The organism is Meiothermus sp., assembly GCF_025060375.1.
Classification (GTDB): domain Bacteria; phylum Deinococcota; class Deinococci; order Deinococcales; family Thermaceae; genus Meiothermus.
Genome location: NZ_JANXCG010000023.1, coordinates 1 through 8,679, shown reverse-complemented (window position 1 = coordinate 8,679; position 8,679 = coordinate 1). Strand labels below are relative to the sequence as shown.

6 protein-coding genes and 1 tRNA gene are annotated in these 8,679 nt (G+C 62.8%); 3 read left to right on the top strand and 4 right to left on the bottom strand.

Going from position 1 to position 8,679, the window contains the following annotated elements; translation table 11 throughout:
• Window positions 1–277 precede the first annotated feature (277 nt).
• The 3 genes from NZ849_RS03255 to NZ849_RS03245 all read left to right on the top strand — a co-directional run bounded on the left by NZ849_RS03255 (window position 278) and on the right by NZ849_RS03245 (window position 3,519).
• Window positions 278–363 (top strand) — tRNA-Leu (locus tag NZ849_RS03255).
• A 163-nt stretch (window positions 364–526) separates the two neighbouring features.
• Entirely contained in the window at window positions 527–3,151 is a 2,625-nt protein-coding gene (gene leuS / locus NZ849_RS03250) for a leucine--tRNA ligase (protein ID WP_295404125.1), read from the top strand.
• A gap of 44 nt (window positions 3,152–3,195) precedes the next feature.
• Window positions 3,196–3,519 (top strand): hypothetical protein, encoded by a 324-nt coding sequence (locus tag NZ849_RS03245; RefSeq protein WP_295404122.1) that lies wholly within the window; start codon window positions 3,196–3,198, stop codon window positions 3,517–3,519.
• Here the strand turns inward: NZ849_RS03245 and NZ849_RS03240 are convergent.
• From NZ849_RS03240 to NZ849_RS03225, 4 genes are all read right to left on the bottom strand, one after another.
• Window positions 3,516–4,673: a VWA domain-containing protein gene (locus NZ849_RS03240; RefSeq protein WP_295404119.1), complete on the bottom strand. Its 1,158-nt coding sequence runs from the start codon at window positions 4,671–4,673 to the stop codon at window positions 3,516–3,518. The two genes, NZ849_RS03245 and NZ849_RS03240, sit on opposite strands and share 4 nt — an antisense overlap.
• The gene (locus NZ849_RS03235; protein WP_295404117.1) at window positions 4,670–5,569 is read right to left on the bottom strand and encodes a MoxR family ATPase; all 900 of its coding nucleotides are present in this window, start codon (window positions 5,567–5,569) and stop codon (window positions 4,670–4,672) included. Before NZ849_RS03235 ends, NZ849_RS03240 begins: the two co-directional genes overlap by 4 nt.
• Before the next feature lie 66 nt (window positions 5,570–5,635).
• Complete coding sequence (locus NZ849_RS03230) at window positions 5,636–6,472, bottom strand: xanthine dehydrogenase family protein subunit M (protein WP_295404115.1); 837 nt, start codon at window positions 6,470–6,472, stop codon at window positions 5,636–5,638.
• A gap of 47 nt (window positions 6,473–6,519) precedes the next feature.
• Window positions 6,520–8,679, bottom strand: a 2,160-nt coding sequence (locus NZ849_RS03225; protein ID WP_295404112.1) for a xanthine dehydrogenase family protein molybdopterin-binding subunit, incomplete at its 5' end; no start/stop codon positions are given.

Sequence of the window (8,679 nt, the reverse complement as noted above, 5' to 3'; positions counted from 1 at the left end):
TGGCGCAAGTTCCTGATAGCCGGGGTCGTGGTTGCACTCGGGCGAAAGCTCGAGTGAGGATTGAAACCCGTCAAGGGCGTAAGCCCCGGAGGGCGGACTCCCGTTGCACTCGGGCGAAAGCTCGAGTGAGGATTGAAACTGCTAGCTCCAGGGCTCGAGCCAGGGTTGTTTTCGCTAGTTGCACTCGGGCGAAAGCTCGAGTGAGGATTGAACACTTTATCCGTGGAGCTTATGCTGGGGTTGCCTCGAGCAGGGGCTAGAGCGATGCCCTAGGTTTGCCGGGGTGGCGGAATGGTAGACGCTACGGACTTAAAATCCGTTGCCCGCAAGGGCGTGTGGGTTCGAGTCCCATCCCCGGCACCAGTTTTTTGAACAAGCCCACATTCTTTGGTAACATAGTGCCTATGTCTAACGCACTTCTAGCGCGTCGGTAGGGGGTTTGGTCAGCCTCCCCCTTCGCTCATTTGGAGGGGGGGGTTAATTCTGATAGCCGATACAATAAGCCCTGCTAACCGCGAGGCGAGCCATGGTTGCGACCGATAAGTACAACCCACACGAAATCGAGCCCAAATGGCAAAAGTACTGGCAAGAGAAGGGTCTTCTTAGGGCAAAGGAGGTTGAGGGAAAGAAGAAAGCCTACGTTTTGGTGATGTTCCCTTATCCTTCCGGTGACCTGCACATGGGCCACCTGAAGAACTACACCATGGGCGATGCCCTGGCCCGATTCCGCACTCAGCAGGGCTATAGCGTGCTGCACCCCTTTGGGTGGGATGCTTTTGGTTTGCCCGCCGAGAACGCCGCCCTCAAGTACGGTGTAAGCCCTGCCGATTGGACTTTTGGCAATATCCAGCAGTCTAAAGAGTCCCTAGCTTTGATGGGCATCCAGTACGACTGGAGCCGCGAGGTGACTACCTGCTTGCCCGAGTACTACAAGTGGAACCAGTGGATTTTCCTGAAAATGTATGAAAGGGGCCTGGTTTATCGGAAGAAAAGTTTGGTCAACTGGGACCCGGTGGAGCAGAGCGTGCTTGCCAACGAACAGGTTATCGATGGCCGAGGTTGGCGCAGCGGGGCTTTGGTTGAAAAGCGGGAGCTCGAGCAGTGGTACCTCAAAATCACCGAGTATGCTGAGCGTTTGCTGAACGACCTTGATAAACTCCCCCGATGGCCCGAAAAGGTCAAGGCCATGCAGCGGGCCTGGATTGGCAAGAGCGTGGGGGCCGAGTTTGAATTCCCCGTAAAGGGGCACGACCTTAAAATCCGGGTTTTTTCCACCCGCCCCGACACCATATTCGGGGCTACCTTCATGGTGCTGGCCCCCGAGCATGAGCTGGTGGAAAGGATTACTACCCCTGAGCAGAGGGCCCAGGTGGCGGCTTATGTAGCCGCTGCCAGGATGAAGAGCGAGGTTGAGCGTCAGCGGGAGGATCGGGAGAAAACGGGGGTTTTTACTGGGGCCTACGCCATCAACCCCGCAAACGGCAAGGAGATTCCCATCTGGGTTGCCGATTACGTTCTGGCAGGGTACGGCACGGGTGCCATTATGGCGGTGCCAGGGCAGGACGAACGGGACTGGGAGTTTGCCGAGAAGTTCGGCCTGGAGATCGTTCGCACGGTGGAACCGCCCCCGGGCTGGGAGGGCAAGGCCTACACCGGGGATGGCCCGGCCATCAACGCTGGTTTTCTGAACGGCCTCTACGTAGAGGAGGCCAAGAAGAAGATTATTGCCTGGATGGAGGAGAAGGGAATCGGCCAGGCTAAAGTTAACTACCGTCTGCGGGACTGGCTCATTAGCCGCCAGCGGTACTGGGGTACCCCCATCCCCATGATTCACTGCGATAAGTGCGGTGTTGTGCCCGTTCCCTACGAGGACCTTCCGGTGTTGCTGCCTACCCTGAAGGATGTGGAGGAGATTCGCCCCAAGGGAAAGAGCCCCCTGGCGGCTCACCCCGAGTTTTACGAGTGCACCTGTCCCCAGTGTAAGGGGCCTGCTCGGCGCGACACGGATACCATGGACACCTTTTTTGACTCGTCCTGGTACTTCCTGCGCTACACCGACCCCCACAACACAGAGCAGCCTTTCAGCCCGGAGAAGGCCAACTTCTGGATGCCGGTAGACCAGTACATTGGCGGTATAGAGCATGCCATTTTGCACCTCCTGTACGCCCGCTTCTTTACCAAATTCCTGCACGACCTGGGGATGGTAGAGGCGGAGGAGCCCTTTGAGGGGCTCTTTACCCAGGGAATGGTGATGGGGTGGACGAATGTGGGGGAGGTGGAACTCCGCGAGGGACGGGTTTACTTTAAGGACGATGCCCGGCGCAGCAAGCTCGAGATTCCCCAAGGCATCCCCTTGGAGGAGGCGCAGAAGGGCGGGGCTGAGCTTCGCCAGGAGGAGGGGAAAACCTATTTCTGGAAGCCCGCGGTAATGAGCAAGAGTCTGGGCAACGGGGTGATGGTGGGCCCCTTCGTCAGGGAGCAGGGGGCTGACATCGCCCGGATAACCATTCTCTTCGCCGCTCCTCCGGAGAACGAGATGGTTTGGACGGAGGAAGGGGTGCAGGGGGCCTGGCGCTACCTGAATCGGGTTTACCGCCTGGTGGCCGAGAACCGGCTGGAGCTGAAAGCCCAGGGGGCGCTCGAGGTGGCCACCCTGGAGGGCCCTCATAAGGCCCTTTACCAGAAGTTGCATCAGACCATTCGGAAGGTCACCGAGGACCTGGAAGACCTGCGCTTCAACACCGCCATTGCCGCGCTGATGGAGTTCTTGAACGCGCTTTCCGACTACCGGAGGCGGGAAGGGGTAACCCCGGTCTTCCGCGAGGCTGTGTTGCGTTACATCCAGATGCTGGCTCCCTTCGCCCCGCACCTGGCGGAGGAACTTTGGCACGAGTTTCACGAGGACTCCGTCTTCAACCATCCCTGGCCTGTGACCGACCCTGATGCGCTGGTGGCCGACACCTTTGAGCTGGTGGTCCAGGTCAACGGAAGGCTGCGGGGCAGGGCCCAGGTGGCGGTGGGCGCTAGCGAGGAGGAGATAAAGGCCATTGCTCGTCAGATACCCAACGTGGCCCAGTACCTTTCGGGCAAGGAGGTGGTCAGGGAGATCTACGTGCCGGGCAAGCTGTTGAACATCGTGGTCCGGGATTAGATCCGGCGCTGGAAACCCAAGACCCCGTAGCGTACCATCAAGGTATGCTCACACCGCACAGGATTAACAGCCTGGCTGAGGGGCATGTGCTGGAGTGTGTAGGGGAGGATTCAGGCGATACCTTCCGTATCTTGGTGCAGCACACCTCCCCCAGTCACTATGAGGCGCTGGGGAAGGTTACGCTGAGGGGGGGAAGCGTGCACTACCAGTCCTCGGGCCCAATGGCCCCAGACCTCCTGGTGCAGTGGCTGGAGACCCTGTTTGACCGCTGGCCCAGGGCAAAAGCCACACCCTGGGTGGTGCACGAGCAGGACGAGAGGACCCGGGCCTTTGTCCAGGAGGTGCGAAAAGCGGTGAAGGCAGTCTAGACCTCGAGCTGGTCCAGCGCTTCCACCAGCTTCTCTAAGCTGCTGAGGTTGTGCACGGGTAGAAAGTCGTCCACATAGGGCAAGGCGGCTACCAAGCCCCTGGTAAGGGGCTGGTAGCCAGGCGTGCCCAGCAGGGGGTTGAGCCAGATTAGACGGTGGCAGGACTTCTGGAGCCGCTCCATCTCAAAGGCCAGCAGCTCGGGCTCTCCCTGGTCCCAGCCGTCGGAGATGATGAGAACGATGCTCCCTTGTCCCAGCACCCGCTTGGCCCAGGTGTGGTTGAAGGTGTGGAGGCAGGCCCCAATTCGGGTGCCTCCAGACCAGTCCTTGACCTCCCGTCCCACCTCGGTTAGCGCCGCATCTACGCTCTTTTTCTGAAAGGTGCGCGTAATTCGCGTCAGGCGGGTGCCAAAGGTAAAGGTTTCCACTCGCCGGGCCCCTCGGCGGGCTTGGGCTAGGGAAAAGGCGTAGAGAAAGTGGAGCAGCATTCGGGCGTAGCGCTCCATGGAACCCGAAACGTCGGCCAGGGCCACGATGGGACGGGGCTTGCGCTTGCGCGCCCGCCAGACCAGCTGGAGCACCTCCCCTTGATGCCTCAAAGACTGGCGCAGGCTCTGGCGCAGGTCTATTTTCTCGTGTCCCCGAGCCCCAAGCCGGCGGGTACGCCGCAGAGGCGGGTTCCACACCATACGGTAGAGGAGTTTGCGGGCGGCCTCGAGCTCAGCCTCGCTCATCTGGTCAAAACGCTTTTGCCGGAGTACCTCGGTAGGGGCGTAGGTCAGAGCCCGGTCCACGAGGGGCTGGGGGGGTGTCTCGCCCGGGCCATTGGGCTGGGGTTCCCGTCCTACCTCGCCTGGCCGCGCCCGGGGGTCTTTTTTAGGTGGGGCGGGGGCCTGTTGCAGTAGCTCGCCGGGGAAGCGCTCCAGGTTCAGCCCTTTCCAGTAGCGCTGGAACGCCGAGGAGAACTTGGGCAGGTCTTCGTGGCGGTTGACCAGGGTGGTTTGGGCTGCGTAGTAGAAGCTCACCGGGTCGAAAATGGAAATCTCCCCCAGTGCCCGAGCAAAAGCAGCGGTTTGCCCTGGGGTGACCCGAATCCCTTCCCGGCGCAGGGTCCGGGTGAAACCGACCACGTGGCTTAGCAGGTTTTCGGTCATAGGGGGGTGGGCGCCTGGGCGCGAGCCAAGAGGTCCCGCACCCGGTCCTTGGCCTTGAGCACGTCGTCCTGATACTTGAGCAACGCCCCTAAGGTTTCCCCCACCGCCTCTGGGTTTAGCTCGGTTTGGCCCAGGGCCAGTAGTGAGGCCGCCCAGTCCAGGGTTTCCGCGACCCCAGGGGCTTTGTAGAGGTCTTGCTTGCGCAGTTCCTGCACGAAGGCCACCACCTGCTGGGCCAGTTTTTCTGGTAGGCCCACGACCTTCTCCCGCACGATGCGGTACTCCTTCTCAAAGCTGGGGTAGTCAATCCAGTAGTACATGCATCGGCGTTTGAGGGCGTCGTGGATTTCGCGGGTGCGGTTGCTGGTGATGACCACCACCGGAGGGCGCTCAGCCCTGAGGGTGCCCACCTCGGGTACGGTGATCTGCCAGTCGGAGAGGAATTCCAGCAGGAAAGCTTCGAATTCCTCGTCGGCTCGGTCCAGCTCGTCAATAAGCAGCACCGGGGGTCTGCCATTCTGGCTCTCCAGGGCTTGCAGCAAGGGTCGCTTGAGCAGGAACTCGGGCCCAAAGACCTCCTGGCGTATCCTCTCCTGCGTCCGCTCGCCAGCGGCCTCGAGCAGGCGAATTTGCAGCATCTGCCGGGCGTAGTCCCACTCGTAGACCGCGCTGCTCACGTCCAGCCCTTCGTAGCACTGCAGCCGGATGAGGCGGGTGGAGAGCACCTGGGCCAGCACCTTGACGACCTCGGTCTTGCCCACCCCAGGCTCGCCTTCCAGCAGGAGGGGGCGGCCGAGCCTGAGAGCCAGGAAGACCGCCACCGCGAGGCCCCTGTCCGCAATGTACTGGTGCTCCTCGAGGGCCCTTTGGGTTTCCTCTACCGATGACGGAAACATGCTCCTATCTTCACATAGGGAGGGGGGGCCTCTCGGTTGAGGCCCCCACAATTGCCCTGGGACCCGCTAGAGGCCCAGCGCCTGCATAAGGGCCCGTTTGGCCATCACGTCCACCAGGTGAGCCCGGTACTCACGCGAGGCAGCTAGGTCGTGGTTGAGGCCTTCGGGGGACAGGAGGTTTTGGCAGGCTGCGGAGATGGCTTCAGCGGTTAGGGGTTTTCCGGAGAGGGCCTGCTCGAGCTTGCCAAGGCGCATGGCGTGCTCACCCGCTCCGGTTACGGCCGCCCGCACCTCGCCGCCGTCCACCACCACCGCAACGCCCACCACCGCGTAGCGGCTTGCTGGGTGGGGGAACTTAGCGTAGGCCGTGCGGGCCCCGGGCCGGATGGGGATGTGGACTTCGGTGAGGATTTCCCCTTCCTGCAACGCCGTGCTGAACATACCGGTGAAAAATTCCTCGGCCTCGATGACCCGGGCACCGCCCGGCCCCTGGGCCTTGATCCTGGCCCCCAGGGCCAGCATGGCTGCGGGCAGGTCGGCGGCGGGGTCGGCGTGGGCCAGGGAGCCCCCGATGGTGCCCTTGGCCCGAACCATGGGGTCGCCCACATGGCGGAGCACCTGGGGAATGAGGGGGCAGAGCTCCCTGACAAGGGGGTGGTTTTCGATCTCCCGATAGGTGGTCATAGCCCCGATAACCAGGGTCTCCCCCTCGCGCCGCACCCCCCGGAGCTCGGACAGCTTGGAGATGTCAATGAGGGTGCTCGGTGCGGCCAGCCGCAGCTTCATGGCCGGAATCAGGCTGTGTCCCCCGGCTAGGAGTTTGGCCTCTGGGTCCTGCTGCAGGAGCTGCAGCGCCTCGGCTAGGCTGGTTGCCTTCCTGTAGGTAAAGGGCGCGGTGTACATAGACCTCCTCGTGAAGGGGCAGGGGAGACCCCCGCCCCGTGTAAGCCTTAGTCCGCTGCCTGGGCCAGCTGGCTGCTGTGGATGGCCCGCCAGACCTTTTCCGGGGTGTAGGGCATGTCCAGGTGCTTTATGCCAAAAGGACGCAGGGCGTCCATCACCGCGTTGGCTACCGCGGCCGTAGAGGCGATGGTGCCGGCCTCACCGATGCCCTTCACCCCCAGCGGGTTGTGCGGGCAGGGGGTTACGGTGTGGTCGTGCTCAAACTGCACCAGGTCGTCGGCCCGTGGAATGGCGTACTCTAGGAAGTTGGCGCTCAGGAACTGCCCCTCCTTATCGTAAACGGCTTCTTCCAAAAGGGCCTGGCCCAGCCCCTGGGCAATGCCGCCGTGCACCTGGCCTTCCGCGATGAGGGGGTTGATCACCGGGCCGCAGTCATCCACCGAGAGGTAGCGCAGGAGCTTGACCTTGCCCGTATCGGGGTCGACCTCCACCACGGCCACGTGGGTGCCGAAGGGGTAGACAAAGTTCTTGGGGTCGTAGAAGTGGGTGGCCTCAAGGCCGGGCTCGAGGTCGGCGGGGTAGTTGTGGGCCAGGTGGGCTTGCAGGGCGATGTCAAAGAAGGTCTTCGCCTTATCGGGCACCCCACGGACCATGAACTTGCCGTCCTCGTGGACGATGTCCTCGGGGGCTGCCTCCAGGAGGTGCGCGGCAATGCGCTTGGCCTTGTCCACAATCTTGCGCGCGGCCAGCACGATGGCCGAGAGCCCTGTGGGGGCCGAGCGCGAGCCGTAGGAGCCCCAGCCGTAGGGCATCCGGCCAGTATCGCCGTGCACCAGCACCACGTCCTCCACCGGAATCTGGAGCTCGTCGGCCACCACCTGAGCGAAGGCCGTCTCGTGCCCTTGGCCGTGGCTGTGGGTGCCGGTGAAGACCTCCACCTTACCTGTGGGCATCACCCGCACCAAGGCGCTCTCCCACTGCCCCGCCTGGGCCCCCAGGCTGCCCACCAGGGCCGAGGGGGCCAGCCCGCAAGCCTCGATGTAGGTGACCACCCCGATGCCCATATAGCGACCTTGCCTGCGCCACTCCTCCTGTTGCTTGCGCAAAGCAGCGTAGTCTACCATCTCCAAGGCCCGGTTTAGCGCGGCCTCGTAGTTGCCCGAGTCATAGACCAGGGCTACCGGGGTTTGGTAGGGGAAAGCGTCGGGGGGAATCAGGTTCCTGCGGCGCAGCTCCACCGGGTCCATGCCCAGCTCAGCCGCAGCCACATCCACCAGCCGCTCCAGCAGGTAGGTGGCCTCGGGCCGCCCAGCCCCGCGGTAGGCGTCCACCGGGGTGGTGTGGGTGAAGGGGGCGGTTACGTGGCAGTAGATGTGGGGGGTGGTGTAGGGGCCAGCCAGGAGGCAACCGTAGAGGTAGGTGGGTACCGCCGGGGCGAAGGTGGTCAGGTAGGCCCCCATGTTGGCGATGGTCTCCACCCGGAGGGCCAGAATTTTGCCGTCTTTGTCCAGGGCCATCTCGGCTACGGTCTCGTGGTCGCGCCCGTGGGAGTCCATCACGAAGCTCTCCGAGCGGCGGGCGGTCCACTTCACCGGGCGACCGAGCTTCCTGGCCGCGTAGAGCACGATGATCTCCTCGGGGTACTGGTAGATTTTGGAGCCAAACCCCCCGCCCACATCCGGCGCGATCACCCTGAGCTTGTGCTCGGGGATGCCCATCACGAAAGCTGCGATGATGAGGCGGTGGATGTGGGGGTTCTGGCTGGTGGTGTAAAGGGTGAACTCCCCAGTAGCCCGGTGGTACTGGGCCAGGCTGGCCCGGGGCTCCATGGCGTTGGGCACCAGCCGGTTGTTCCGCAGGGTGAGTTTGACCGTCTTGTAGGCCCCTTCAAAGGCCGCATCTACCGCTGCTTTGTCCCCAATGCTCCAGGTGAAGCAGATGTTGTCGGGGATATCGTCGTGGACGGCGGGCGCACCGGGCTTCAGGGCGTCGCTGCCTAAGGCAACCGCAGGCAGGGGTTCGTACTCCACCTCCACCATCTGCGCGGCGTCCTCGGCGATCTGCCGGGTTTCGGCAACCACTGCGGCTACAATGTCCCCCACGTGCCGGGCCTTGTCCGGGGTGATGGCGTAGTGGGGTGGGGTTTTGATACCCGGATGCAACCAGCCGGTGGGGATGCTCTTGATGCCCGCGTCAATCATCTCCTG

Bases quoted from the DNA above. Each gene is read 5' to 3' on its own strand.
- NZ849_RS03230 (WP_295404115.1), bottom strand. From the start codon at position 6,472: ATGTACACCGCGCCCTTTACCTACAGGAAGGCAACCAGCCTAGCCGAG.
- NZ849_RS03235 (WP_295404117.1), bottom strand. From the start codon at position 5,569: ATGTTTCCGTCATCGGTAGAGGAAACCCAAAGGGCCCTCGAGGAGCAC.
- leuS (WP_295404125.1), top strand. From the start codon at position 527: ATGGTTGCGACCGATAAGTACAACCCACACGAAATCGAGCCCAAATGG.
- NZ849_RS03245 (WP_295404122.1), top strand. From the start codon at position 3,196: ATGCTCACACCGCACAGGATTAACAGCCTGGCTGAGGGGCATGTGCTG.
- NZ849_RS03240 (WP_295404119.1), bottom strand. From the start codon at position 4,673: ATGACCGAAAACCTGCTAAGCCACGTGGTCGGTTTCACCCGGACCCTG.